23 protein-coding genes are annotated in these 24,201 nt (G+C 67.2%); 15 read left to right on the top strand and 8 right to left on the bottom strand.

The annotated features are described in order from the left end of the window. Positions 1 to 15 precede the first annotated feature (15 nt). The 6 genes from sucB to pilH all read left to right on the top strand — a co-directional run bounded on the left by sucB (position 16) and on the right by pilH (position 5,586). Positions 16 to 1,257, top strand: a complete 1,242-nt coding sequence (gene sucB, locus AC3A5K_RS01345) for a dihydrolipoyllysine-residue succinyltransferase (protein WP_487615714.1) — start codon at positions 16 to 18, stop codon at positions 1,255 to 1,257. A 117-nt stretch (positions 1,258 to 1,374) separates the two neighbouring features. Beyond that, positions 1,375 to 2,811: a dihydrolipoyl dehydrogenase gene (gene lpdA, locus AC3A5K_RS01340; RefSeq protein ID WP_487615713.1), complete on the top strand. Its 1,437-nt coding sequence runs from the start codon at positions 1,375 to 1,377 to the stop codon at positions 2,809 to 2,811. 144 nt (positions 2,812 to 2,955) lie between these two features. After that, on the top strand, positions 2,956 to 3,549 hold the full coding sequence (locus AC3A5K_RS01335; RefSeq protein ID WP_487615712.1) for an LOG family protein: 594 nt from the start codon (positions 2,956 to 2,958) through the stop codon (positions 3,547 to 3,549). A gap of 278 nt (positions 3,550 to 3,827) precedes the next feature. Further along, positions 3,828 to 4,121 (top strand): GIY-YIG nuclease family protein, encoded by a 294-nt coding sequence (locus tag AC3A5K_RS01330; RefSeq protein WP_487615711.1) that lies wholly within the window; start codon positions 3,828 to 3,830, stop codon positions 4,119 to 4,121. Positions 4,122 to 4,139: 18 nt separating this feature from the next. Further along, positions 4,140 to 5,132: an acrylyl-CoA reductase family protein gene (locus AC3A5K_RS01325; RefSeq protein WP_487615710.1), complete on the top strand. Its 993-nt coding sequence runs from the start codon at positions 4,140 to 4,142 to the stop codon at positions 5,130 to 5,132. A gap of 64 nt (positions 5,133 to 5,196) precedes the next feature. Further along, the gene (gene pilH, locus AC3A5K_RS01320) at positions 5,197 to 5,586 is read left to right on the top strand and encodes a twitching motility response regulator PilH (RefSeq protein WP_487615709.1); all 390 of its coding nucleotides are present in this window, start codon (positions 5,197 to 5,199) and stop codon (positions 5,584 to 5,586) included. A 42-nt stretch (positions 5,587 to 5,628) separates the two neighbouring features. Here the strand turns inward: pilH and AC3A5K_RS01315 are convergent, their stop codons facing one another. Continuing rightward, a complete protein-coding gene (locus AC3A5K_RS01315) occupies positions 5,629 to 6,534 on the bottom strand; it encodes a DnaJ C-terminal domain-containing protein (protein ID WP_487615708.1) in 906 nt (301 codons plus the stop codon). A gap of 476 nt (positions 6,535 to 7,010) precedes the next feature. Here AC3A5K_RS01315 and AC3A5K_RS01310 point away from each other — a divergent pair, with 476 nt between their 5' ends. The 4 genes from AC3A5K_RS01310 (at position 7,011) to AC3A5K_RS01295 (ending at position 10,634) form a co-directional block, all read left to right on the top strand. Then, on the top strand, positions 7,011 to 7,490 hold the full coding sequence (locus AC3A5K_RS01310) for a redoxin family protein (protein WP_487615707.1): 480 nt from the start codon (positions 7,011 to 7,013) through the stop codon (positions 7,488 to 7,490). Between the two features lie 92 nt (positions 7,491 to 7,582). After that, positions 7,583 to 9,256 (top strand): ABC1 kinase family protein, encoded by a 1,674-nt coding sequence (locus tag AC3A5K_RS01305; protein WP_487615706.1) that lies wholly within the window; start codon positions 7,583 to 7,585, stop codon positions 9,254 to 9,256. Positions 9,257 to 9,372: 116 nt separating this feature from the next. After that, positions 9,373 to 10,167: a ferredoxin--NADP reductase gene (locus AC3A5K_RS01300; RefSeq protein ID WP_487615705.1), complete on the top strand. Its 795-nt coding sequence runs from the start codon at positions 9,373 to 9,375 to the stop codon at positions 10,165 to 10,167. A gap of 44 nt (positions 10,168 to 10,211) precedes the next feature. Further along, positions 10,212 to 10,634, top strand: a complete 423-nt coding sequence (locus AC3A5K_RS01295) for a universal stress protein (RefSeq protein ID WP_487615704.1) — start codon at positions 10,212 to 10,214, stop codon at positions 10,632 to 10,634. A gap of 21 nt (positions 10,635 to 10,655) precedes the next feature. Here AC3A5K_RS01295 and AC3A5K_RS01290 read toward each other — a convergent pair whose 3' ends face one another. Then, positions 10,656 to 11,141 carry a glutathione peroxidase gene (locus tag AC3A5K_RS01290; protein WP_487615703.1) on the bottom strand — a complete coding sequence of 162 codons (486 nt, stop codon included), beginning with the start codon at positions 11,139 to 11,141 and terminating at the stop codon, positions 10,656 to 10,658. A gap of 196 nt (positions 11,142 to 11,337) precedes the next feature. Here AC3A5K_RS01290 and AC3A5K_RS01285 point away from each other — a divergent pair, with 196 nt between their 5' ends. Together AC3A5K_RS01285 and AC3A5K_RS01280 are read left to right on the top strand one after the other, a co-directional pair. Continuing rightward, positions 11,338 to 13,530 carry a M3 family metallopeptidase gene (locus tag AC3A5K_RS01285; RefSeq protein WP_487616288.1) on the top strand — a complete coding sequence of 731 codons (2,193 nt, stop codon included), beginning with the start codon at positions 11,338 to 11,340 and terminating at the stop codon, positions 13,528 to 13,530. 158 nt (positions 13,531 to 13,688) lie between these two features. Continuing rightward, on the top strand, positions 13,689 to 14,546 hold the full coding sequence (locus tag AC3A5K_RS01280; RefSeq protein ID WP_487615702.1) for an NAD-dependent protein deacetylase: 858 nt from the start codon (positions 13,689 to 13,691) through the stop codon (positions 14,544 to 14,546). A 4-nt stretch (positions 14,547 to 14,550) separates the two neighbouring features. On the opposite strand, the gene AC3A5K_RS01275 is transcribed toward AC3A5K_RS01280, so the two are convergent. The 5 genes from AC3A5K_RS01275 to AC3A5K_RS01255 all read right to left on the bottom strand — a co-directional run bounded on the left by AC3A5K_RS01275 (position 14,551) and on the right by AC3A5K_RS01255 (position 19,778). Then, a complete protein-coding gene (locus AC3A5K_RS01275) occupies positions 14,551 to 15,366 on the bottom strand; it encodes a DUF3298 and DUF4163 domain-containing protein (RefSeq protein ID WP_487615701.1) in 816 nt (271 codons plus the stop codon). 161 nt (positions 15,367 to 15,527) lie between these two features. Further along, positions 15,528 to 15,737: a cold-shock protein gene (locus AC3A5K_RS01270; RefSeq protein ID WP_487615700.1), complete on the bottom strand. Its 210-nt coding sequence runs from the start codon at positions 15,735 to 15,737 to the stop codon at positions 15,528 to 15,530. Between the two features lie 652 nt (positions 15,738 to 16,389). Further along, positions 16,390 to 17,514 carry a hypothetical protein gene (locus AC3A5K_RS01265; protein ID WP_487615699.1) on the bottom strand — a complete coding sequence of 375 codons (1,125 nt, stop codon included), beginning with the start codon at positions 17,512 to 17,514 and terminating at the stop codon, positions 16,390 to 16,392. 15 nt (positions 17,515 to 17,529) lie between these two features. Next, a complete protein-coding gene (locus AC3A5K_RS01260; RefSeq protein WP_487615698.1) occupies positions 17,530 to 18,144 on the bottom strand; it encodes a rhomboid family intramembrane serine protease in 615 nt (204 codons plus the stop codon). Positions 18,145 to 18,164: 20 nt separating this feature from the next. Beyond that, positions 18,165 to 19,778 (bottom strand): POT-type proton-dependent oligopeptide transporter, encoded by a 1,614-nt coding sequence (locus AC3A5K_RS01255; RefSeq protein ID WP_487615697.1) that lies wholly within the window; start codon positions 19,776 to 19,778, stop codon positions 18,165 to 18,167. 139 nt (positions 19,779 to 19,917) lie between these two features. Here AC3A5K_RS01255 and AC3A5K_RS01250 point away from each other — a divergent pair, with 139 nt between their 5' ends. The 3 genes from AC3A5K_RS01250 to AC3A5K_RS01240 all read left to right on the top strand — a co-directional run bounded on the left by AC3A5K_RS01250 (position 19,918) and on the right by AC3A5K_RS01240 (position 23,075). Continuing rightward, positions 19,918 to 21,708, top strand: coding sequence for a M14 family metallopeptidase (locus tag AC3A5K_RS01250; protein WP_487616287.1), 1,791 nt, complete (start codon positions 19,918 to 19,920; stop codon positions 21,706 to 21,708). Beyond that, positions 21,705 to 22,547, top strand: coding sequence for an endonuclease/exonuclease/phosphatase family protein (locus AC3A5K_RS01245; RefSeq protein ID WP_487615696.1), 843 nt, complete (start codon positions 21,705 to 21,707; stop codon positions 22,545 to 22,547). The genes AC3A5K_RS01250 and AC3A5K_RS01245 overlap by 4 nt, the downstream gene beginning before the upstream one ends. 168 nt (positions 22,548 to 22,715) lie before the next feature. After that, the gene (locus tag AC3A5K_RS01240; RefSeq protein ID WP_487615695.1) at positions 22,716 to 23,075 is read left to right on the top strand and encodes a YbaY family lipoprotein; all 360 of its coding nucleotides are present in this window, start codon (positions 22,716 to 22,718) and stop codon (positions 23,073 to 23,075) included. A gap of 29 nt (positions 23,076 to 23,104) precedes the next feature. Here the strand turns inward: AC3A5K_RS01240 and alr are convergent, their stop codons facing one another. After that, entirely contained in the window at positions 23,105 to 24,193 is a 1,089-nt protein-coding gene (gene alr / locus AC3A5K_RS01235; RefSeq protein WP_487615694.1) for an alanine racemase, read from the bottom strand. Positions 24,194 to 24,201 lie beyond the last annotated feature (8 nt).

The raw sequence follows: 24,201 nt of genomic DNA, 5'->3' as shown, positions 1-24,201 counted from the left end.
TTCCAGGAAGCCAAGATGGCCACTGAAATCAAAGTCCCGGTCCTGCCCGAATCCGTCTCCGACGCGACCATCGCCACCTGGCACAAGAAGGCCGGCGACGCCGTCAAGCGCGACGAGAACATCGTCGACCTGGAGACCGACAAGGTCGTCCTCGAAGTGCCGTCGACCGTCGACGGCGTGATCAAGGAAATCAAATTCGAAGAAGGCGCGACGGTCAACAGCGCGCAGGTCATCGCGATCATCGAGGAAGGTGCCGCCGCCGAAGCGCCGGCCGCCGAATCGGGCACCAAGGACAAGGAAGCGCCGGCTGCCGGTGCCGAGGAAGTGCAGCCGAAGTCGGACGCCAAGAAGGCCGACGACAAGGCGCCGGCCTCGACCAAGCCGCAGTCGTCGTCTTCGGGCAAGAACGACAGCCTGCCGCCGGGCGCACGCTTCACTGCCGAGACCAAGGGCATCGATGCCTCGCAGGTCGAAGGCACCGGTCGCCGCGGTGCGGTGACCAAGGAAGACCTGCTGAACTACGCCTCGGGCAAGACCCCGGGCGTGTCGGGTGGCGCACGTCCGGAAGAGCGCGTGCCGATGACCCGCATCCGCAAGACGATTGCGGCGCGCCTGATGCAGTCGAAGGAATCGATCGCCATGCTGACCTCGTTCAACGAGGTGAATCTCGGCAAGGTGATGGCGCTGCGCAAGGAGCTGGGCGAACAGTTCCAGAAGGATCACGGCATCAAGCTCGGCTTCATGAGCTTCTTCGCCAAGGCCGCCGCCAATGCGCTGGCCAAGTACCCGGTGGTCAACGCCTCGGTCGACGGCAACGACATCATCTATCACGGCTATGCCGACATCTCGGTCGCCATCTCGACCGATCGCGGTCTGGTGACGCCGGTGCTGCGCAACGTCGAGCGCCAGGGCTTCGCCGAAATCGAGCAGGGCATCGCCGATTACGCCAAGAAGGCGCGCGACGGCAAGCTGGGCCTGGACGATCTGCAGGGCGGCACGTTCACGATCACCAACGGCGGCACCTTCGGCTCGCTGATGTCGACGCCGATCGTCAACCCGCCGCAGTCGGCGATCCTGGGCATGCACTCGATCAAGGAGCGCGCCATCGTCGAGAACGGCCAGGTGATCGCCGCGCCGATGATGTATCTGGCGCTGTCCTACGACCACCGCATCATCGACGGCAAGGACGCGGTGCTGTTCTTGGTCGACATCAAGAACCAGCTGGAAAACCCGCACCGCATGCTGCTCGGCATGTGATGCGCCGCGACCCCCTCCACGGAGGGGGTTCGCGCTTGTGGCGTCCGCGCCACACCCCCAAATTCGCCGCATCGGCACCCTGCCCGTCCGGGCAGGCATCGAAAGAAGGAATTCCCCATGGCTGAACAATTCGACGTCGTCGTCATCGGTGCCGGTCCCGCCGGCTATCACGCCGCGATCCGCGCCGCGCAGCTCGGCATGAAGGTCGCCTGCATCGACGCCGCGCTGGGCAAGGACGGCAAGCCGGCCCTCGGTGGCACCTGCCTGCGCGTGGGCTGCATTCCGTCGAAGGCGCTGCTCGATTCCTCGCGCCAGTTCTGGAACATGGGCCACATCTTTGGCGACCACGGCATCAGCTTCAAGGATCCGAAGATCGACGTCGAAGCGATGATCGGTCGCAAGGACAAGATCGTGAAGCAGTTCACCGGCGGCATCGCGATGCTGTTCAAGGCGAACAAGGTCACGCCGTACTACGGTTTCGCCACGCTGCACGCCGACCGTCTGGTCAAGGTCAAGCAGCACGACGGCGCCGAGATCGAACTCACCGGCACCAACGTCATCATCGCGGCCGGCTCGGATTCGATCGAGCTGCCGTTCGCCAAGTTCGACGGCGACACCATCGTCGACAACGTCGGCGGTCTGGACTTCACCGAAGTGCCGAAGCGCCTGGCCGTCATCGGCGCCGGCGTGATCGGCCTGGAGCTCGGCAGCGTGTGGAAGCGCCTCGGCGCCGAGGTCACGATTCTCGAAGCCCTGCCCGACTTCCTCGCACTGGCCGACGCCGAAGTGGCGAAGACCGCGCTGAAGGAATTCAAGAAGCAGGGCCTCGACATCAAGCTGGGCGCCAAGGTCTCCAAGACCGAGATCACCGGCAAGGGCAAGAAGAAGGAAGTCGTCGTCAGCTACACCGACAGCAGCGGCGAGCAGACGATCACCGTCGACAAGCTGCTGGTCGCCGTGGGCCGCAAGGCCGCGAGCAAGGGCCTGCTGGCCGACGACAGCGGCGTGAAGCTGACCGACCGTGGCCAGATCGAGGTCGACGACCATTGCCACACCGGCGTCGATGGCGTGTGGGCGGTCGGTGACTGCGTGCGCGGCCCGATGCTGGCGCACAAGGGCTTCGAGGAAGGCATCGCGGTCGCCGAACTCATCGCCGGCCTGCCGGGCCACGTCAATTTCGACACGATTCCGTGGGTCATCTACACCGAGCCGGAGCTGGCCTGGGTCGGCAAGACCGAGCAGCAGCTCAAGGACGAGGGCATTCCTTACAAGGCGGGCAGCTTCCCGTTCGCCGCCAACGGCCGCGCCGTCGCGATGATCGAGGCGACCGGCTTCGTGAAGGTGCTCGCGCACGCCGAAACCGATCGCGTGCTCGGCATGCACCTCGTCGGCGCCAACGTCTCCGAGCTCGTGCACGAAGGTGTGCTGACGATGGAGTTCAGCGGCTCGGCCGACGACCTCGCCCGCATCTGCCACGCGCATCCGTCGCTGTCGGAAGTGGTGCACGACGCGGCGATGGCGGTCGACAAGCGGTCGATCCATAAAGCCAACTGACGTTGGCAGTGATTGGTGGTTCGTGATTGGTGATTCGAAAGAGCGCCTTCCCGATCTCGCCAGTCCACTGAAGGGACGCCGGGCATTTGCCCGGCGTCTGCATTTTCGAATCACCAATCACCCATCACGAATCACGGCCCCTCGATGAAAAGCATCTGCGTCTACTGCGGCTCCAACGCCGGCAACAAGCCCGTCTACGCCGAACGCGCGATGGCGCTGGGTGATCGGCTCGCACAGGACGGCTTGCGTCTGGTCTACGGCGGCGGCAACGTCGGCCTGATGGGCACCGTCGCCAACGCCGTGCTCGAAGCCGGCGGCGAAGTGACCGGCGTGATTCCGCAGCAGCTCGCCGACTGGGAAGTCGCACACCGCGGCCTGACCGAACTCGAGATCGTCGATTCGATGCACGCGCGCAAGATGCGCATGTTCGAACTCTCCGACGGCTTCGTCGCCCTGCCCGGCGGCTTCGGCACGATGGAAGAGATCTTCGAGATGCTGACCTGGCGCCAGCTCGGCATCGGCAACAAGCCCTGCGCCTTCCTCGACATCGACGGCTTCTACGCCCCGCTGATCGGCATGATCGATCGCATGGTCGAAGAGCGCTTCCTGCATCCGGACCAGCGCGCCGACCTCTGGTACGGCAGCGACATCGACGAGATGCTGGCTTGGATGCGGGCATATGAGCCGGCGCAGGCGAGCAAATGGATCGACGAGAAGCGGCGCAGTGTCTTGAAGTAATCGAGGTCTCGAGTCGCGGCAGATTCCAGGGCGCACGCGGATGTCCGCACTGAATGACGTGCACCGCGCGCGCGCGAAGTCACTGGATCCCGGCGTTCGCCGGGATGACGGGGGATTTCTGAGTGGAAATCCATTCCGGAATGTACGGAGCTTCCGGATGACGCGGTAAACACTGACACCCTTTTCTACCGTCGTCCCGGCGAACGCCGGGACCCAGCGACTTCCGTGCTGACGTGCGTTCGCTACGATCAAGCGACAGCGCAGCAGCGGATTCATGTATGCGGAAACGCACTCCCTGCGTCTACATCCTCGCCAGCGGCCGCAACGGCACGCTTTACATCGGCGTGACCTCGAACCTGCCCCAGCGCATCTGGCAGCATCGCAACAATTCCGTCTCCGGCTTCAGCAGACGTCATCGCATCCATACGCTTGTATGGCACGAACTCCACGACACGATGGCATCCGCAATCGCACGCGAGAAGGCGCTCAAGGAATGGAAACGCGTCTGGAAGATCCAGCTGATCGAAGACACCAATCCCTATTGGCACGACCTGTATCCTGACCTTACCTGACACCACGAGGTCGCACGGATGTCCCTGCCCGCCCGCTTCGACGCCTTCCGTATCCACAACGACGCTGCCGGGTATCGCAGCGGCATCGAACAGGTCGCCATCGACGACCTCTCCGCAGGCGAGATCGAGGTCGAGGTCGCGCATTCTTCGGTCAACTTCAAGGATGCGCTGGCCGGCACCGGCCAGGGCAAGATCCTGCGGCAGTTCCCGCTGATCGGCGGAATCGACGTCGCCGGTCATGTCGTGCGTTCGCGCGATGCGGCGTTCAAGGAAGGCGACGCCGTGCTGGTCACCGGCTGCGGCCTGAGCGAGACGCGCGATGGCGGTTACGCGAAGTTCGCGCGCCTCGAAGCGAAGTGGGCCGTGACCCTGCCCGCGGGCCTGAGCCTGCGCGACAGCATGATCATCGGCACCGCGGGCTTCACGGCCGCGCTCGCGCTGCTGCGCATGCAGGACAACCGGCAGACGCCGGCACTGGGGCCGCTTGCGGTGACCGGAGCGACCGGCGGCGTCGGTTCGCTGGCGGTCGACATCTTCAGCGCGGCCGGCTACGAGGTGCATGCGGTCAGCGGCAAGGCCGACCAGGTGGCGTATCTGAAGTCGATCGGCGCGACCGAAGTGCTGGGCCGCGATGCACTGGCGACGACGCGCCCGATGGAATCCGCGCGCTTCGGCGGCGGGCTCGACAACGTCGGCGGGCCGATGCTGGTCAGCCTGCTCGCGCAGACCGTGCCCTGCGGCAATGTCGCCACCGCCGGGCTTGCGGCCAGCGCGGATCTCGATGCGACGGTGATGCCTTTCATCATCCGCGGCGTGTCGCTGCTGGGTGTCGCATCGGCGGGCACGCCGCGCGATCTGCGCGACATCGTCTGGGCGCGGCTGGCGCAGGAATGGAAGCCCCGGCATTTGGAAACGATCTGCACGCGCGAGGTCGGACTCGATGGATTGCCGGATGTCTTCGCGCGAATGCTCGCTGGCGGCGCGCATGGCCGAACGCTCGTCACGCTTTGATCCGCCGGATGCTTGCGCACTGTGAATGCGCAGCTAGAATCCCGAGGGAATTGAAGGGGACACAATGGCACGCATTCTGATCGTCGACGACTCGCCGTCGCAGCTCATGGGCATCCGTCGCATCGTCGAAAAGCTCGGCCATCAAGCGCTCACCGCGGAAGACGGACAGGCGGGGGTCGAAGCCGCAAAGCGCGAACTGCCCGATCTGATCCTGATGGATGTCGTGATGCCGAACCTCAACGGCTTCCAGGCGACCCGCTCGATCACCCGGGATCCGGCCACGCGGCATATTCCCGTCGTGCTGGTGACCACCAAGGACCAGGACACCGATCGCGTCTGGGGCATGCGCCAGGGCGCGAAGGCCTATCTGACCAAGCCTTTCAGCGAAGTCGAACTGTCCGACACGATCGCCAAGACGGTCGGCGTCGACGCGCCGCCACCGCCCGCGGAATAAGCCGCCGCTCCACCGGACGCCGCACTGCGGCGTCCGTGCGACTCAGTCGCCCTCTACCGCATTGAACGCATCGCGCAACGCTTCGTACGCCGCGGTCTGTGCGGGCGTGCGAGGCGTGGGCGCCTCGATCTCGAGTTCGACCAGCTGGTCGCCTGCGGCTGCGCCACTGGCGCCGGGCAGTCCGCGCCCGCGCAGCCGCAGCTTGCGGCCCGCTTCCGAGCCTGCCGGAATCTTCAGTTCGACCCGGCCACCCAGGGTCGGCACGCTGACGGTCGCGCCCAGTGCGGCGTCCCAGGCTGCCACCGGCAAGGCGTGCAGCACCGTGCGCTCGTCGACATCGAAATCCGGATGCGCGGCGTATTCGATTTCCAGCAGCAGATCGCCGCCGTGTTGGCCCTGTCCAGGCAGGCGCACCACCTGGCCGGGGCGAACGCCCTTCGGAATGCGCACATCGAATGCGCGCCCCAGCACCGGCACACGCACGCTGTCGCCGCGATAGACGGTTTCCAGCGGCACCGCCAGGCGCGCGCGGGTATCGCCGCGGGGCGCAGCGCCGGGATGCACGCCGGGGCCCCCTGCGCCTGCGCCGCGGCGGCGGAACAGTTCTTCGAAGAAATCACTGAAGCCGCCCCCCGCGCCGCCCGCGAAGATCTCGTCGAACTCCGGTCCACGGCCGGCGCCATAGCCGCCGAATCCACCGGGCGGCGGCTGCACGTCGTCACCGGGCCGGTAGCCGCGCGCGCGCAGCTGGTCGTAGGCCTTGCGCTTCTCGGGATCGCGCAACGCCTCGTAGGCTTCGTTGACGCCTTTGAAGGTGTCTTCGGCGCCGGGCTCCTTGCTGACGTCCGGGTGGTACTTGCGCGCCAGCCGACGGTAGGCGGTCTTGATCTCCGCGTCGCCCGCATTGGGTTCGACGCCGAGGATCTGGTAGTAGTCCTTGAACTGCATCTTCGATTCTTCCGATACGGCGCCGGGACGCCGTGGGCAACGGGAATGCCGGAACCGGCAACGGCCCGAAGGATACCCGCAGGCCCTTGATCGCGTCGTGTGTCGAGCGGCCTGCGAAGCGCGCGGACCGCCGAGGGACCGGCCTTGGGCCAGGGTGCGCCCTGTGCACGAAGCGGCACGCGACGCGCGAAGCCGAAAACCGTCTGCAAGGATGTCCTGCACGACGACGCCACCCCGCCGCGGAACGACGCGCCACCCGCGTGGTGTCGCCGCGCTCGTCTGCGCGCCTGCGAAGGATCCCGCAGGCCGGCACCGCGACGCGACATCCGCCCGGGCAGAGCCGCAGCCTGCACTCGCGTGTCGACGCTCGTCGCGCCACCGCCGACAGCGCGTGTCCCGCGCACGCGTCCGACGTGATCTCGATGCCGGTGGCAAGCGGCTAGACTGCGCCGATCCCCCCGTGCGAGCGCGCAGCCATGACCATCCAGATCGGCGACACGATTCCCGAAGTGACGCTCAAGTACATCCATGACGGCGTGCGCATTATCGATACGCCGACGCTGTTCTCCGGCAAGAACGTGGTGCTGTTCGCGGTGCCCGGCGCCTTTACGCCGACCTGTTCCGAACATCACCTGCCGGGTTTCGTCGAACACTTCGACGCGTTCCGCAAGCGCGGCATCGATGTCGCCTGCGTCGCGGTCAACGATCCCTTCGTCATGCAGGCCTGGGGCGACAGCGTCGACGTACCGTCGGGCCTGCAGATGCTGGCCGACGGCAATGCCGATTTCGTGCGCGCACTGGGACTGGAGATGGATGCGAGCGCCTACGGCATGGGCACGCGCGCGCGGCGTTTCGCGCTGTATGCCGAAGACGGCGTGGTCCGGCAGCTGTTCGTCGAAGCACCGGGCGAATTCAAGGTGTCGTCGGCCGAGAACGTATTGGCGCATCTCGACTGAGTGCATCGGCGTGCACGCGCAGCGCGTGATCTGCCGTGAGCCTGCGTTGACGCTTCGGTCCGTACGCTGGCCCTCTTGAAGGGAGCCCACCGATGACCGATACCAGCCGCGTGCTCGCGCGCAATGCGCAGATCCTGCGCTTCCTGATGAAGTACCGCAGCGCGGGTGTGCTGTCGGGCTTCGAACTCGATCCCGACATCGCGCACGTCGATGCGGCCGAGGCAGGCAAGCCCGACGCGTTCGTCGACGATCTCGAGGCACTCGGCCCGACATTCATCAAGATCGGGCAAGCGCTGTCCACGCGTCCCGACATGGTGCCGCCGGCCTACCTCACCGCGCTGGAGCGGATGCAGGACGACGTCGCGCCGCTGCCGTTCGAGGTGATCCACGACGCGGTGGAAGATGCGCTCGGCGTACGCATCAGCAAGATCTTCGAATCCTTCGACGAAACACCGCTCGGCAGCGCCTCACTCGCGCAGGTGCACCGCGCGACGCTGCGCGATGGCCGCAAGGTCGCGGTGAAGGTGCAGCGTCCAGGCATCGTGGAGCAGATCCGCGACGACCTCGACACCCTCGCCCGTCTTGCCGGCGGCGTCGACCGGGTGACCGACGTCGGCCGGCGCATCCGCTTCGCGGACTGGGTGCACGAATTCCGGCGCACCCTGCTGGCCGAACTGGATTACCGCATCGAGGCCGAAAACCTCGACCGTTTCGACGCACACTTCGCCGCCTATCCCACGCTGTTCGTGCCCAAGCCGGTCTGGGATCTCACCCGGCCGCGCGTGCTGACGATGGAACTCGTCGAAGGCACCAAGGTCACCGACATCACCGGCCTGCAGCGCACCGAACACGACATGGCGCCGCTGGGCACCGCGCTGCTGCACGGCTATCTCGACCAGGTGTTCGTGCATGGCGAGATCCATGCCGATCCGCATCCGGGCAACCTGCTGTACACGCGCGACGGGCGGATCGCCCTGCTCGATCTCGGCATGGTCGCGCACGTGCCGCCGCGCACCCGCGAGCGTCTGCTCAAGCTGCTGTTCGCCGCGGTCGACGGACGCGGCGAACACGTCGCGGCCGAAGGCATCGCCATGGGCACGCGGCTGGAGGATTTCGACGAGGCGCGCTACTACCGCGACGTCGGCCAGCTGGTCGCGCGCTACGCCGCGCAATCGGGCGCGACCGGGCAGACGGAAGGCAAGCTGATGCTCGACCTGGTGCGACTGGCCACGGCCTGCGGACTGCGCACCGCGCCGGAGATGAGCCTGCTCGGCAAGACGCTGCTGCATCTGGAATCCGTGGTGCACGCCCTGGCGCCCGAGCTCGACATGAAGCGCGTGGTCGAGGAACACCTCAACGACATGATGCGCCAGCGCCTGCGCAAGTCGCTCTCGCCCGCCAGTCTGGCCAGCGAGATGATGGATCTGCAGGAACTGGTGCGCGACGCCCCGCGCAAGGTCTCGAACGTGCTGTCGCTGCTGTCGGAGAACCGGCTGCGCGTGCGCCTGACCGGGCTCGAGGAGTCGCACCTGCTGGAAAGCCTGCACAAGATCGCCAACCGCATCGCGGCCGGCATCGTCACCGCGGCGCTGATCCTCGCGTCGGCGATGATGATGGACAACCCGGGCGGTCCACGCCTGTTCGGCTATCCGGCGATCGCGCTGCTGCTGTTCCTCACCGGCGCCGGGCTCGGCATCGCGATCGTGCTCAGTGCACTGCTCGGCGACAAGCGCGCGAAACCGAACGAGGAACGCGGGCCGAACTAGCGCATTGGGGCGCGGCGCGTCCGGAACGGCGTGTCCGGCCGCGGCCGCGTCTGCAAAATGAGAACCGGTCTCATCGCTGGTATCATGTCCGGCTTCCCGCGTCGCTTCTTTCGCTTATGTCAGCCGCCTTTGGCACCGAAACGGTGCTGGATGTCCGTCACTGGACGGACGCCTACTTCAGCTTCACCACCACCCGCGACGACGGCTTCCGTTTCGAGAACGGCCAGTTCGTGATGATCGGGCTGGAGACCGAGGGCAAGCCGATCCTGCGCGCGTATTCGATCGCCAGCGCGAACTGGGAAGAGCAGCTGGAGTTCTTCAGCATCAAGGTCGACAACGGCCCGCTGACCTCGCGCCTGCAGCACATCCAGCCCGGCGATCAGGTCCTGATCGGCCGCAAGCCGACCGGCACCCTGCTGATCCACGATCTGCATCCGGGCCGCAATCTCTATCTGCTGGGTACCGGCACCGGCTTCGCGCCGTGGCTGTCGGTGATCAAGGATCCGGAGACCTACGAGCGCTTCGACAAGGTCATCGTCACCCACGGCGTGCGCACGCCGCAGGATCTGGCCTATCGCGACTACATCGTCAACGAACTGCCGCACCACGAGTTTCTGGGCGAGCAGATGTCGAAGCAGCTGCTGTACTACCCGGCCGTGACCCGCGAGGACTTCGACTTCAACGGTCGCAGCCATCGGGGGCGCCTGACCGAACTGCTCGACAGCGGGCGCATGGCGTCCGATCTGGGCTTGCCGCCGCTCGATCCGGCGCACGACCGCGCGATGATCTGCGGCAGCCCGCAGATGCTCGGCGATTTCCGCAATCTGCTCGATGCACGCGGTTTTGAGGCCGCGCCGCGGATCGGCACGCCCGGCCAGTACGTGTTCGAACGGGCCTTCGTCGAAAAATAGCCGCCGCCGGGGACTACACTCCTGCTGACATCGGAGATGTGCCCATGAAGATCCTCGTCACAGTGGATGGCAGCGATATCAGCTTGCGGGCGTTGAAGTACACGCTCGGACTCTCGAAGCTGCTGGCCAAGCCGGCCCTCATCACGGTGCTGCATGTGGATCAGCCGGCGTTTCCCGGCATGGAGCGCCGCATCGGTCGCGAGGCGATTGCGGAGTACCACGCCGCCAACCATGACCATGCGCTGGCGTCCGCGCGACCGATCATCCGGCGCAGCAAGCAGCCCGTGGACGAAATGCGCGAGGTCGGCGAGATCGCCGACACCATCCTGGCGGTGGCGCGCAAGCGCAAGGTCAGCCTGATCGTCATGGGCTCGCACGGCCGGTCTGCGGTCAAGGGCGTCCTGCTGGGTTCGGTGTCGACCAAGCTCATCGCACAGACCGACGTGCCGGTCACGATCATCCGCTGAGCCCCCGGCGGCGCGAGACGATCAGTCGCCCAGTGCCGTCTGGATCGAACCGCCCAGTGCGGCAGGCGGCGTCGCGGGCGCGAACCGGCGCAGCACTTGGCCGTCCCGGCCGACGAGGAACTTGGTGAAGTTCCACTTGATCGCGCGCGTCCCCAGCACGCCGCGCTTCTGCTGGCGCAGCCATGCCCACAGCGGGTGGGCGTCCTCGCCGTTGACGTCGACCTTTGCGAACATCGGAAAGTCGACCGCGTAGTTCAACGCACAGAAGTTGCGGATGTCGGCCGCGTTGCCCGGCTCCTGCTGCCGGAACTGGTCGCAGGGAAAGCCCAGCACGACCAGGCCACGCTCGCTGTAGTCCTGCCAGAGGCGTTGCAGACCCGCGTACTGGGGGGTGAAACCGCACCTGGAGGCCACGTTGACGATCAGCAGCACGCGGCCCGCGTAGTCAGACAGCGGCTGGCGCTGACCCTCGAGGGTGACGGCATCGAAATCGAAGGCGGAAGCCATGCGCGTATCCGGCAAAACGGGCCGTCCAGTCTGGCGCATTCCAGATCCGGGCGGCATGCTCGATCGCGCACTACATTCAGACAATGCCGCAACTCCATGATTTAGATGGTGACAGCGGTGCGCGACTTTCGGCACGGGTCGTCTTGCGCCCGGATCAGCTAGCCTAGGGGGTCCTGTTATCCGGAGAGACCCCTTGCTGAAGCACCCGCTTGCCGTCGCCCTGTGTGCGGCCCTTGCCGCGTCCGCGCTGCCCGTCTTCGCCCAGTCCACCAGCGCACCGGCGCCCGCCGCATCCACGTCGATGTCGGCCCAGCAGCCGTCCGACAACCCGCTGTTCGTCGAGAGCACGCTGGACCTGCGCTACCCGCACTTCGACCAGATCCAGGACACGCACTTCGGCCCGGCCTTCGACGCCGGCATGGCCGAGAACCTGCGCGAGATCGAGGCGATCGCCAACAATCCGGAAGCGCCGACGTTCGACAACACCATCATCGCGCTGGAAAAATCCGGCGAAGTGCTGTCGCGCGCGCGCCGCATCTTCAGTGCCCTCAACGGCACCGACACCAACGACGACCGCAAGCGCATCGATGCCGAGTACGCCTCGAAATTCGCGGCGCACCGCGATGCGATCATGCTCAACCCCGAGCTGTTCGCCCGCATCGACACGCTCAACACGAACGTGGCCTCGCTGGGTCTCGACGCCGAAGGCCAGCGCCTGGTCGAGCGTTACCACACCATGTTCGTCCGCGCCGGTGCCAACCTGACCGAAGCGCAGAAGGAAGAGATGCGCCGCATCAATGCCGAGTCGGCGAAGCTCGGCACGACCTTCAGCCAGAACGTCCTCAACGAGGTCAACGATTCGGCCGTCGTCGTCGATACGGTCGAAGAACTCGACGGTCTGAGCGAAGGCCAGATCGCCGCGGCCGCTGCCGAAGCCACCTCGCGCGGGCTCGAGGGCAAGTACGTCATCACCCTGCTCAACACCACCGGCCAGCCGCCGCTGCCGCAGATCAACAACCGCGAGCTGCGTGAGCGCGTGCACAAGGCGTCGGTCGCCCGCGGCAGCCGCGGCAACCAGTACGACAACACCCAGGTCATCGCCGACATCCTCAAGCTGCGCGCCGAACGCGCCAACCTGATGGGCTATCCGAACCAGGCCGCCTTCATCCTCGAGGATTCGACTGCCGGCACCGTCGAGGCCGTCAACGACATGCTGGGCCAGCTGGCACCGGCCGCCGTCGCCAACGCCAAGCTCGAAGCCGCCGAACTGCAGGCGATGATCGACCGCGAGCAGGCCGCCAAGGGCGAGCCGACCTTCCAGCTCGAGCCGTGGGACTGGGCCTACTACACGGAGAAGGTCCGCCAGGACAAGTACAGCTTCGACGACGCCCAGCTCAAGCCCTACTTCGAAATGAAGAACGTGCTGGAGAACGGCGTGTTCTTCGCCGCGACCAAGCTCTACGGCCTGACCTTCCGCGAGCGCACCGATCTGCCGAAGTACCACCCCGACACCTGGACCTACGACGTCTTCAACGAAGACGGCAGCCAGCTGGCGATCTTCATCTACGACCCCTACGCGCGCGCGTCCAAGCGCGGCGGTGCGTGGATGAACTCCTACGTCTCGCAGTCGGAGCTGGAAGGCACGCTGACCGTCACCGCCAACCACCAGAACATCCCGAAGCCGCAGGCCGGCCAGCCGACGCTGCTGACCTGGGACGAAGTGACGACGATGTTCCACGAGTTCGGCCACTCGCTGCACGGCATGTTCTCGGACGTGAAGTACCCGTTCTTCAGCGGCACCAGCGTGCCGCGCGACTTCGTCGAGTTCCCGTCGCAGGTCAACGAGATGTGGGCCGACTGGCCGGAAGTGCTGGCCAACTACGCCAAGGACTACCGCACCGGCGCGCCGATGCCGGCCGAGCTGATGGAGAAGGTGCAGGCCGCCTCGACGTTCAACCAGGGCTTCGCGACGACCGAATACCTGGGCTCGGCGATGCTCGACCAGTACCTGCACCAGCTGCCGGCCGACCAGCTGCCGTCGGGCAACCAGGTCATGGCGACCGAAGCCGCTGCGCTCAAGGCCGCCGGCCTCGACTACGCGCCGGTGCCGCCGCGCTACCGCACGCCGTACTTCAGCCACATCAACGGCGGCTACGCGGCCGGCTACTACGCCTACATCTGGTCGGAAGTGCTGGACGCGAACACCGTCCAGTGGATCGAGCAGAACGGCGGCCTGACCCGCGAGAACGGTGACCGCTTCCGCAGCACCCTGCTGTCGCGCGGCGGCAGCAAGGATGCCAAGCAGCTGTTCGTCGATTTCACCGGCCACGAGCCGCAGATCGAACCGCTGCTGATCAAGCGTGGCCTGGCACCGGCCACCGCCGACTGACCCACGCGCATCTGCATGACGGAACGCCCGGCCTCGTGCCGGGCGTTTTCGTATGCGGCCATCGAACCGCGACGCCCTGCGATGAATCGCACCCGTCGTGCAGACGACGATGCGGCGGTCAATCGATCCTCGCCGGATCGCGCAGGTAGCATGGCGGCATGTCCGCCCCGTCCCCAACGCCCCCGACGTCTTCCGCCGCCGATCGCCTGCAGGACTGGCTGGATACGCACACAGGCGTGTTCGTCCTGACCGGGGCCGGCATCAGCACCGGCTCGGGTATTCCCGACTACCGCGACGAGACCGGCGCCTGGAAACGCCCCGCGCCCGTGACCTGGCAGGCGTTCACCGCCGATCCCGCGGTCTATCGTCGCTACTGGGCCCGCAGCTATGTCGGGTGGCCGCGCTTCTCCGCCGCCCGGCCGAATGTGGCGCATCGCGTGCTGGCCGATCTCGAAGCCTCAGGCCGCCTGTCGATGCTGCTGACACAGAACGTCGACGGCCTGCACCAGGCGGCCGGCAGCCGACACGTCGTGGATCTGCACGGCCGGCTGGACGCGGTCGTCTGTCTGGACTGCGGCGACCGCCTGCCACGCGCCCAATTGCAACCGGTGCTGGTGGCCGCGAATCCAGGCTGGCAGCCCGGCCATGTCGGCGCCGCGCCCGATGGCGATGCCGATATCACAGCAGACGCCGAAGCGGATTTCGTGCCGCCGCAATGCCTGCACTGCGGCGGTCGCCTGAAGCCGGATGTCGTGTTCTTCGGCGAGAACGTGCCGCGCGTACGCGTCGCTGCGGCGCAAGCGGCACTTGCAGAGAGCGACGCCATGCTCGTCGTGGGTTCGTCGCTGATGGTCTATTCGGGCTTCCGCTTTGCCCGCATGGCCGCGGACGCCAGCCGGCCGTTGGCGATCCTCAACCGCGGCACCACCCGGGCCGACGGTCTCGCCACGCTGAAACTGGATGCGGACATCGCGGCGACGCTCGGCGGACTGACCGCCTACGCCGCGCCGGTCTGACCGGTCAGGCCGGGACGAACAGCCCGCGGTACTTCGCCGCAACGTGCGGCAGCAGCACCGACGCCGGCACCTCGACGGTCTGCACGCCATCGGAGTACGGGCCAACCTGGTACGGCGGGAACACGAACCGCAGGCCGGCCAGCTTGCCGCCCGGCCCGAGCACGGGCTCGAACTGCTGGTAGTTGCCGACATCCGGGCCGGAGCCTTCGTCGATCATCTTGCCAGCCGAACGCATCAGACGGCTGCGCTCGTCGGGTTCCAGTTCGTCGGCGTCGACGCGCTGCGACAGCGCGGCATGCAGCTGCTCGCGCACGTAGCCGGAAATCGCACGCCAGTCATCGGGGCCTTCCAGCAGCGCATCCGCGGTCAGCAGACGCTCTTCGGCGACCAGCCAGACGAAGCGTTCGATCAGCGGATTGTCGTGGGCGCCGCCGGTGTAGCTGCTGCCGTCGGCTGCGATCGCCAGCAGTTCCGGCGTGTGGGCGATCGTGCTGAAACTCAGCGAGAGGTCGTACATCGTGCCCGCCGGCAGTTCCGCACCGCGCACGGCTTCCATCAGTTCATCGCGCGCAGCCTGCGCGTAGCGATGCAGTTCGGCTGCGAGTCCGGGATACGTGTTCGCTTCGGGCGGATAGCTGATGCCGATGATGAATTTCGAATCCATCTCCACCACGTCTTCCAGACGGGTCGGTGCCTCGGGCAAGGGCTGGACCTCGGCAGGCTGCACGGCTTCACCCGTGGACCCGGTGGCCGGCGGCACCTCGCGCTGACAGGCAAGCAGCATCACCGGCAACAGGCCGCACACCAGCAAACGTTTCATCGCATCGATCCCCATGCCGCGGCGCGGCCTCAAAACTCACGAAACGCTAACGCGCCATCCGTGGCCTCGCCGTGACGGCAGGCAACCGGATCCGCGGATTCGAGACAGCAAAAACCCCGGGCGTTTCCACCCGGGGTTCGATGTCGCTTGAAGCCGGTGTCTTAGACAGCCTGCACTTCGTCAGCCTGCAGGCCCTTCTGGCCCTGGACGACCTTGAAGGAGACCTTCTGGCCTTCCTGCAGCGACTTGAAGCCGGTGCCCTGGATCGAACGGAAATGGACGAACAGGTCCTGGCCGCTTTCCGGGGTGATGAAGCCGAAGCCCTTGGCATCGTTGAACCACTTGACAGTACCGACTTGACGATCACTCATGGTGTTACTCCTTGAAGCAGTTTGGTCATGGGAACACGACGGCCACCGTCCTGTTTGAGTGACGTGGCGCCGCGACTGTCGAGCAAGGGGTAACGCGAAAGCGATGGAGCGGATCGTCCCGACCGGAACCCGGCCGTCAACTTGGATCTACCGCATCGGAGCCACGATGTACCGTGATCCCGGCCTTGAACAGTTCGCGAACAATACCGTATCTGTGGCGCAAAATGTGAATGGGCTAACCCCCTCCAGAGCGCGGCCTGGACGGGGTCATCGACGGGATTTCCGGGGCGGGACCGCCGCTTCGGCGGGCGATTTCGCAGCGACACGTCTGACGCAGGCGGTCACCACGCCCTGCCACGTGGCGCCAGATAGCGCCGGATATCGTCAGTGCACGGTGCGGAACACGACGGCGCTGGAACACACTCGATGCTCGGCTCGAATGCACGTGGATCGCGATGCGATCGGCTGCGTGCACGGCGTCGTTCCATCGGGCTGCGCGCGCACGCTCGGATGCACACCGGCGGCTGCGCGCACACGCGTGCGGGAAACGATGAATCATCGCGCGCCTCTTGATCGCGCAACATCACCGCAGGCCGCGACGCAAAAAAAACGCCGCCTCTGAGAGGCGGCGTATCTGCGACATGGAATCCGATCAGTCCGGCTTGTTGCGATGATCGCGCTTGCCCTGGTTCTTGCGATCGCGCGTGCTGATGCTGCCGTTGATCGGCGCCTGACGCGTTTCACCCGCGTGCAGCGCCAGCGCCTTGGAGCGCGCCTGCGGCGACTGAAATCCCGGTGTCGCCTGGGCCGTGCCTTCATTGCCCAGCGTGTCCCAGGGCTTGGGCTGGCTGGCCTCCGCGTTGTGCTGTTCGAGCAGCTTGCGGGTGTTCTTCAGTGCCCGCTCCGGCGAGATCGCACGCTTCGACTTCGTCTTCGGCGCGCCGTCGACGGCGCCACGCGATGCCGACTTCGTGACCTTCTGTTTGGCAGCCGCTTTTTTCGCCGCTGTCCTGGTCGCAGCCGGTGTCTTGGCGGTCGTCGTCTTCGCGGTCGTTGTCTTTGCAGCCGTCTTCCTGGCGCCGGATTTCTTCGCGACCGAGTCCGACTTCGATGCACGCTTGCTTGCGGACTTCGTGGCCGTGGTCTTCTTGGCGCTCTTCTTGACCGCCTTGGTCGTCGACGACTTACCGGCGCTCGCTGCCTTCTTGCCCACCGTCTTCTTGGCGGTCTTCGACACCTTGACCTTGCCGGCCGCGGGCTTCTTCGCCGCCGTCTTCTTCGTGGTCGTCTTCTTCGCTGCAGCCTTCTTCGCGACAGGCTTGGCCCGCGCGGCAGCCTTCGCCGCCTTGGCGGTCTCGCGATGCTGGTCCTGCAGTCGCGTCAGGATGTCGGCCAGCAGTTCGGCCTTCTCGCCAGTCCGTGCATTCGCCTGACCGCTTTTGCCGGACTTGCTGCCGGTCGACTTGCGCGATGCGAGACGCTGGCGCTTCTCGAGATCACGCGAGCGGTCGCGTGCAGTCCGGGCGCGGATGACCAGACGCGCGAGCTGCGCTTCGGTGTGACCGCGCAGCGCATTGGCGCGACTGGCGTCGAAGAGACCCATCTCGGTTGCATTGAGCAGGGTGGTGGCTTTGGCACGCGTGACTGCCATGGATGTGCACTCCATCGTTGAACGTGGATGCAGAAGTATCACGCGCGACATGCAAGTGCGGTGAGCGTCGCGTTGGTTGTGCCGATGCGCACGCGGTGCGCGCGACGCGCAAATCGCGTCGCGCACGTGCGGACTGCAGCCTCAGAACGAAGGCGACGCCAGGCGTTCCAGAAACACGCCGATGATGCGCGGTTCCATCATCGCGGTGAACAACACGCCGTAGCCCGCGCCCCACAGATGCGCGCTGTGATTGACGTTGTCGCCGCCGCGGCGATCCATCCAGATGCTGTAACCGATGTAGCAGACGCCGAACACGATCGCCGGCATCGGAATGAAGAACACCAGCAGCAGCGCCCAGGGATTGATCAGGATCGAGGCGAACAGCACGGCCGAAACCGCGCCCGATGCACCCAGGCTCCGGTAGTTCGGATCGTGCCGGTGACGCAGGTAGGTCGGCAGGATCGCGACGAGAATCGCCGACAGATAGAACAGCAGAAAGCCCACCGGACCGATGTAGGGCGCGAACGCCCGCTCGATGGTGCCGCCGAAGAACAGCAGCGTGATCATGTTGAACAGCAGGTGCTGCCAGTCGGCGTGGATGAACCCGTGGGTCAGCAGGCGGTCGTACTGGCGATGCCGTTCCACCGCCGGCGGCCACAGGATCAGACGCCCGAGCAGCCGGGGCTTCTCGAACGCCTGCCACGACACCAGTGCGGTGATCGCGATCAGGATGAGGGTCACGGGTCCGACATTCATGCGCGTGGGTGCATCCAGGATCAGGCGGTGCGGTAATTGTCCTGCATCGGGTAGCGACGTGCGTACATCCCGAAGGCAAGCGCGGCAACGAACGCGAACGCCGCGAAGAAGAACATCAGGAACGCGTTCGTACTCATGCCGGTCGATGCGATGTAGGCGACCACGGCCTCGTTGCGCACGCCGGCATTGGTCAGCAGCACCCACAGGCTGCCGAACGTGCTGGTGAGGTACCAGAACGCCATGATCACCCCCTTCATCGCCTGCGGCGCCTGGCTGTAGGCGAATTCGAGCGCTGTCGCCGACACCAGTACCTCACCGAAGGTCAGCAGCAGATACGGCAGCGACTGCCAGGCCAGCGACACCTCCTGCCCGCTGTCGATCCACAGCTGCAGCCCGCCGGCAGCGATCCACGACGTGCCCGAGATCGCGATGCCCCAACCCATGCGGCGCAGCGCGGTCGGCTCGAAGCCCATGCGGCGCAGCGCCGGATACAGCACGAGGTTGTTGAACGGGATCAGCAGCATCACCAGCAGCGGATTGAGCGCCTGCATCTGCGCCGCGTCCTGGAACGGCAGCCAGTCGGGAATCACCATCTGCCGGCCCTGGATGATCCACGTCGACGCCTTTTGGTCGAACAGCGACCAGAACGGCGTGACCAGTGCGAAGACGATGAGGATGCGCAGCACCGCGCGCACGCCGTCGACGGCGAGGTCCGGATGCAGGCCGCGCGCACGCTCGAGCTGCATCGACGCGCCCCACCCGCCCAGCGCGATGATCACGCCCAGCGCGAGGCAGGCGGTGATCACGAATCCGAAGTCGGTCGGCCACCACGGCAGCGCGACCGTTGCCGACAAGGCCCACAGCACCAGCATCACCACGGCCGACACGATACCGACCAGGGCCACGACGAGGCCCGGACGCCCTGCACCGGGGGCGTGCGCCGAGAGCGCGGTGCGGATCACTTCCGAGAACGCATGCGGATCGCGCCGCGACGGCGGCACGTTCTGGTAGTGGCGACGGCCGAGCCAGAACACGAAGGTCGCGATGAACATCAGCACGCCCGGCACGCCGAACGCGACCGCAGGGCCGTAGCGGTGCAGCAGCCACGGCGCCAGCAGCGAGGCGAAGAACGAGCCGAAGTTGATGATCCAGTAGAAGGCGTCGAAGACCAGCTTCGCCTTGTCCTTGTTGCTCTGGTCGAACTGGTCGCCGCAGAACGACACCACCAGCGGCTTGATGCCGCCCGACCCCAATGCGATCAGGAACAGGCCGGTATAGAACCCGGTCGCATTGCTTTCGAACAGCGCCAGACAGGCATGCCCCGCGCAGTAGATCAGCGAGAACCAGAGGATCGTGTGGTACTTGCCGAAGAAGCGGTCGGCCAGCCAGCCGCCCAGCAGCGGGAAGAAGTACACGCCGATGACGAAGGTATGGAAGATCTCCTTGGCCATCGCCTCGCGGTCGTCGCCCGCCGGCAGATAGCCCAGCAGCACCGAGCTGATCAGGAACGGCACCAGGATGTTGCGCATCCCGTAGAAGCTGAAACGCTCGCAGGCTTCGTTGCCGACGATGTAGCCGATCTGCCGCGGCATGCGCCCGGCAGGAGTGGAACCAGGAGGGGCGGTGGCGGACATCGCGGACGTTCGGCTGGGGAAAGGCGGCAAGCGTAGTCGATCGGCCGGCCGTCGCGGCAGCCCTCGCATGGCCGGGCGCGAGGCCGGGAGTACCATCGTGGCCCCATTCCCGCTGCCCTCGCCCGCCATGCCGATTCCCCTGCCCGCGCGTTGCGCGCTGTTGCCCCTGCTGCTGGTGCTGGGCACGCCACTGTCCGCCGCGCCGCCGGCCGCCCTGACCACCCATGCCGAGCGCAACGGCTTCATCGAGACCGGGCGCTACGACGAGACCATCGCGCTCTGCGATGCCTTCCAGGCCGCCTACCCGGACGCGGTGCGCTGCTTCGATTTCGGGGTGTCGCCGGAGGGGCGGCCGATGAAGGCACTGGCGGTCTCGCGCGCCGGTGCGCTGACGCCCGACGCGGCGCGCGCAGCCGGTCTGCCGGTGGTGCTGATCCAGGGCGGCATCCACGCCGGCGAGATCGACGGCAAGGACGCCGGCTTCCTCGCGCTGCGCGAGGTGCTGGACGGCACCGCCGCGCCGGGCGCGCTGGAACAACTGGTCTGGGTGTTCGTGCCGGTCTTCAGCGTCGACGGCCACGAGCGCTTCGGTGCCTGGAACCGCCCCAACCAGCGCGGGCCGCGCGAGATGGGCTGGCGCACCACGGCGCAGAACTACAACCTCAACCGCGACTACGCCAAGGCCGACAGCCCCGAGATGCAGGCGATGCTGGCGCTGGTCGAGGCCTGGGATCCGATCGCCTACGTCGACCTGCACGCGACCAACGGCGCGCAGTTCGAACACGACATCTCGATCCAGGTGGAACCGGTGCATGCCGGCGACCCGGCCCTGCGCGCGGCCGGCACCGCGTGGCGCGACGGCGTGATCGCCGATCTCGCCGCGCAGGGCGCGCTGCCGCTGCCGTACTACCCCTCGTTCGTGCGTCACGACGATCCCACGTCCGGCTTCGAGGACGGCGTTTCGCCGCCCCGTTTCTCGACCGGCTATTTCCAGCTGCGCAACCGGCTCGCGATGCTGGTGGAAACGCATTCGTGGAAGACGTATCCGGTGCGCGTCGCGCTCACCCGCAACACCATCGTCTCGGTACTCGAGCGGGTGGCCCGCGATGGCCGCGACTGGGCGCGGATCGCAGACGCGGCCGACGCGCGCGCGGCTGCGCTCGGCGGCCAGTCCCTGCCCCTCGACTACCGGACCACGGACGCGGCGCGCATGGTCGATTTCCGCGGCTACGCCTACACGCGGACGCAATCCGATGTGTCGGGCGGCCTGATGACCCGCTACGACGAGACCACGCCGCAGGTCTGGCGCGTACCCCTGCGCGACGAGATCGTGCCCGCGCTGACGGTGACGCTGCCGCGCGGCGGCTACGTGGTGCCCGCCGCGCACGCCGACATGGTGGGCGGGATGCTGCGCGTGCACGGCATCCGCTACGCGCGCCTCGACCGGGCCCACCCGCAGATCACGGTCGATGCGTTCCGCGCGACCACGGCGACGCCGGCGGCCGCGTCGGTCGAAGGCCACCAGCGGCTCACGCTCGACGGCGCCTGGGCACCGGAGACCCAGGACCTCGCCGCCGGCGCACTGTTCGTGCCGATCGCGCAGCCGAAGGCACGCCTGGTCGCCGCACTGCTCGAACCGCAGGCGCCCGACTCGCTCGCGGCCTGGGGCCGGTTCAACAACGCTTTCGAGCGCAAGGAATACATGGAGGACTACGTGGCCGAGCAGGTCGCACGCGAGATGCTCGCCGCCGACCCCGCACTGCGCAGCGCCTTCGACACGCGCCTGCGCGAGGACGCGGCCTTCGCCGCCGACCCGCGCGCCCGGCTCGAGTTCTTCTACCGCCGGCACAGCGCCTGGGATGCGCGCCTGAACCTGTATCCGGTTCTGCGCACCGCGGAGGCGCTGGGCCCGGACGCGGCAGCGCGATGATCCGCACGCTGCGGCGCGTCGCACTGGCTGCCGTGCTCGCCGCCTGCACGGCGATCGCGCACGCGCAGGCACCCGCGCCGGCGCGCGACCTGCGCGTGGTGACCTTCAACCTCTATCACGACGCGGCCGACTGGCCGGCCCGCCTGCCGTTGATCGTCGAAGGCCTGCACGCACTGGATGCCGATGTCATCGCGCTGCAGGAAGTGCTGCAGACCGCGACGCTGCCCAACCAGGCCGAGACCATCGGCGCAGCGCTGGGCTACACGGTCCAGTTCGTGTCGGTCGATCCGGAGGGCCAGGCGCACCGCTACGGCAACGCACTGCTGACCCGGCTGCCGGTCGAGTCCCGCGACTGGACCCCGCTGGCCCCGCACGACGACGCGCGCACCATGGGCCGGGCGAGACTGGTGTTCGACGGCAGGCCGGTCGCCGTCCATTTCACCCATCTGCACTGGACGCGCGATGGCGGCGCGATCCGTCAGCGCCAGCTCGAGGATGCGATGGCCTGGATCGGGCGCGCGGCGGACGATGCGCCGGCCATCGTGCTGGGTGACTTCAATGCACCGGCGACCGCGCCGGAGTTGCGCGTGCTCGACGGCTTCGTCGATACCTGGGCGGCGCTGCATCCCGGCGCCGATGCCGCCGGCGCGACGACCTTGAACCCGCATTTCTTTCCCGATCTGCGCGCGCGCATCGATCTGGTGTTCGCCGAGCGCGGGCGCTTCGAGGTGCGCGAGGCGCGGATCGTGCTGGACACGCCCGATGCGTCGGGAACCTGGCCATCCGACCATTTCGGCACCCTGGTGGTGCTGCGTCCACGCGCGGATGCGGCGCCTTGACGCATGATTCGCCGGCGCGGGCGCATGCTCGGCCGCGCCTGACCTGACTTTCCGGAGATCCCGATGCGCACCCGCCTGCTCCGCTTCGCCGCCGCCCCCTTGTGCGCGGCATTGGCGCTGACCGCCTGCCAGACGTCCGCACCGGGCGCCCCCACCGGAGCCACCGCCATGCCCGACACCGACGCCCGCGTCCGCATCCAGGGCGAAGCGGTCTACTTCGAAAAGATCCTTGTGCCCGAAGGCGCGCGCCTGCGCGTGCAGGTGATCGACAGCCAGCTGGCGGATACGCCGACCGCGGTGCTTGCGGAGCGTGTGACCACGGTGGGCAGTGGTCCTTACGAATTCGAGATCGACGTGCCGCGCGAGCGGCTGCGTGCGAACGGCATGTATGGCCTGCACGCATCGGTGTCGATGCCGGACGGCGCGCTGCGCTTCGTCACCGATACACGGGTGCCGGTGACGATCGGCCCGGACAGCACCGACGTGCATGTCGGGCGCGTGCGCCTGCGCCACGTGCAGCCGGACTGACCCTCCGCGCGCAAAGCGCGACACGCGCCTCAGGCGTTGACGAAGCGCACGCGCCGGGTGATGCCGCAGGTCAATGCATAGGAAATCGTGCCCGCGGCTTCGGCCACGGTCTCGACCGGTAACGCATCGCCCCACAGCACGACCGGATCGCCGGCGCGCGCATCGGGCTGCCCGCGCAGATCGATCGTCATCAGATCCATCGACACGCGGCCCGCCACGCTGGCCATGCGGCCGTTGACCAGCACCGGCGTACCGGCTGGCGCGAGCCGCGGATAGCCGTCGCCGTAGCCGACCGCGGCCACGCCGACCGGCATGTCTTCGGGGGCTTCCCAGGTGGCCGAATAGCCGATGCGCTCGCCTTTGGCCACGCGATTGACTGCGAGCAGACGCGTCTCGAACGTCATCGCAGGCCGCAGTCCGAACGAAGCGCCACTGCGGCCGGCGACGACCGACATGCCGTACAGCGCACCGCCCGGACGGATCCAGTCGCCGTAGGCATCGGGCCAGCCGAGCACGGCGGCGGAATTCGCGAGCGAACGCGGGCCGTCGAGACCTTCGGTCGCCGCGACGAAGGCACGCATCTGCGCCGGTGTCTGCAGACCGTTGCGCGCATGCGCATCGAACTCGTCGGAACTGGCGAAATGCGTCATCAGCACGATGTCGCCGGCGACGCCACGCGCCGCGCGCAGGCGCGCATGCGCCTCGCGGACCTGGTCGGGCGCGAAGCCGAGCCGGTGCATGCCGGTGTCGACCTTGAGCCAGACCCGGATCGGCGCGCCGTCGGTGCGCTCGAGCAGATCGAGCTGCGCCGCGTGATGCACGATCGCCTCGGCGCCCAGGGCGCGCAGCTGGTCGAGATCGTCGGGGTTGTCGAAGCCCGACAGCACCAGAATCGGCTGATCCAGTCCCGCGGTGCGGATGCGCGCGGCATCCTCGATCGCGGCGACGCCGAACGCATCGGCCTCGCGCAGGGCGCGCGCCGCGGTTTCCAGTCCGTGTCCGTAGCCGTCGGCCTTGACCATCGCCATCAGTCGCCGCCCCGGCGCCTGCGTGCGCATCGCGCCCAGGTTGTGGCGCAATGCATCGGTATGGATGGTGGCGGTGATCGGGCGGGCCATGCGAAGCG

This window comes from Luteimonas sp. Soil_C_5, from assembly GCF_057656615.1.
The sequence above is the reverse complement of the archived record's forward strand: the minus strand, read 5'-3'. Positions and strand labels throughout refer to the sequence as shown.

Excerpts from the sequence above, each read along its gene's own strand:
- sucB (WP_487615714.1), top strand. The coding sequence starts at position 16 with ATGGCCACTGAAATCAAAGTCCCGGTCCTGCCCGAATCCGTCTCCGAC.
- lpdA (WP_487615713.1), top strand. The coding sequence starts at position 1,375 with ATGGCTGAACAATTCGACGTCGTCGTCATCGGTGCCGGTCCCGCCGGC.
- AC3A5K_RS01335 (WP_487615712.1), top strand. The coding sequence starts at position 2,956 with ATGAAAAGCATCTGCGTCTACTGCGGCTCCAACGCCGGCAACAAGCCC.
- AC3A5K_RS01330 (WP_487615711.1), top strand. The coding sequence starts at position 3,828 with ATGCGGAAACGCACTCCCTGCGTCTACATCCTCGCCAGCGGCCGCAAC.
- AC3A5K_RS01325 (WP_487615710.1), top strand. The coding sequence starts at position 4,140 with ATGTCCCTGCCCGCCCGCTTCGACGCCTTCCGTATCCACAACGACGCT.
- pilH (WP_487615709.1), top strand. The coding sequence starts at position 5,197 with ATGGCACGCATTCTGATCGTCGACGACTCGCCGTCGCAGCTCATGGGC.
- AC3A5K_RS01315 (WP_487615708.1), bottom strand. The coding sequence starts at position 6,534 with ATGCAGTTCAAGGACTACTACCAGATCCTCGGCGTCGAACCCAATGCG.
- AC3A5K_RS01310 (WP_487615707.1), top strand. The coding sequence starts at position 7,011 with ATGACCATCCAGATCGGCGACACGATTCCCGAAGTGACGCTCAAGTAC.
- AC3A5K_RS01305 (WP_487615706.1), top strand. The coding sequence starts at position 7,583 with ATGACCGATACCAGCCGCGTGCTCGCGCGCAATGCGCAGATCCTGCGC.
- AC3A5K_RS01300 (WP_487615705.1), top strand. The coding sequence starts at position 9,373 with ATGTCAGCCGCCTTTGGCACCGAAACGGTGCTGGATGTCCGTCACTGG.
- AC3A5K_RS01295 (WP_487615704.1), top strand. The coding sequence starts at position 10,212 with ATGAAGATCCTCGTCACAGTGGATGGCAGCGATATCAGCTTGCGGGCG.
- AC3A5K_RS01290 (WP_487615703.1), bottom strand. The coding sequence starts at position 11,141 with ATGGCTTCCGCCTTCGATTTCGATGCCGTCACCCTCGAGGGTCAGCGC.
- AC3A5K_RS01280 (WP_487615702.1), top strand. The coding sequence starts at position 13,689 with ATGTCCGCCCCGTCCCCAACGCCCCCGACGTCTTCCGCCGCCGATCGC.
- AC3A5K_RS01275 (WP_487615701.1), bottom strand. The coding sequence starts at position 15,366 with ATGAAACGTTTGCTGGTGTGCGGCCTGTTGCCGGTGATGCTGCTTGCC.
- AC3A5K_RS01270 (WP_487615700.1), bottom strand. The coding sequence starts at position 15,737 with ATGAGTGATCGTCAAGTCGGTACTGTCAAGTGGTTCAACGATGCCAAG.
- AC3A5K_RS01260 (WP_487615698.1), bottom strand. The coding sequence starts at position 18,144 with ATGAATGTCGGACCCGTGACCCTCATCCTGATCGCGATCACCGCACTG.
- AC3A5K_RS01255 (WP_487615697.1), bottom strand. The coding sequence starts at position 19,778 with ATGTCCGCCACCGCCCCTCCTGGTTCCACTCCTGCCGGGCGCATGCCG.
- AC3A5K_RS01245 (WP_487615696.1), top strand. The coding sequence starts at position 21,705 with ATGATCCGCACGCTGCGGCGCGTCGCACTGGCTGCCGTGCTCGCCGCC.
- AC3A5K_RS01240 (WP_487615695.1), top strand. The coding sequence starts at position 22,716 with ATGCCCGACACCGACGCCCGCGTCCGCATCCAGGGCGAAGCGGTCTAC.
- alr (WP_487615694.1), bottom strand. The coding sequence starts at position 24,193 with ATGGCCCGCCCGATCACCGCCACCATCCATACCGATGCATTGCGCCAC.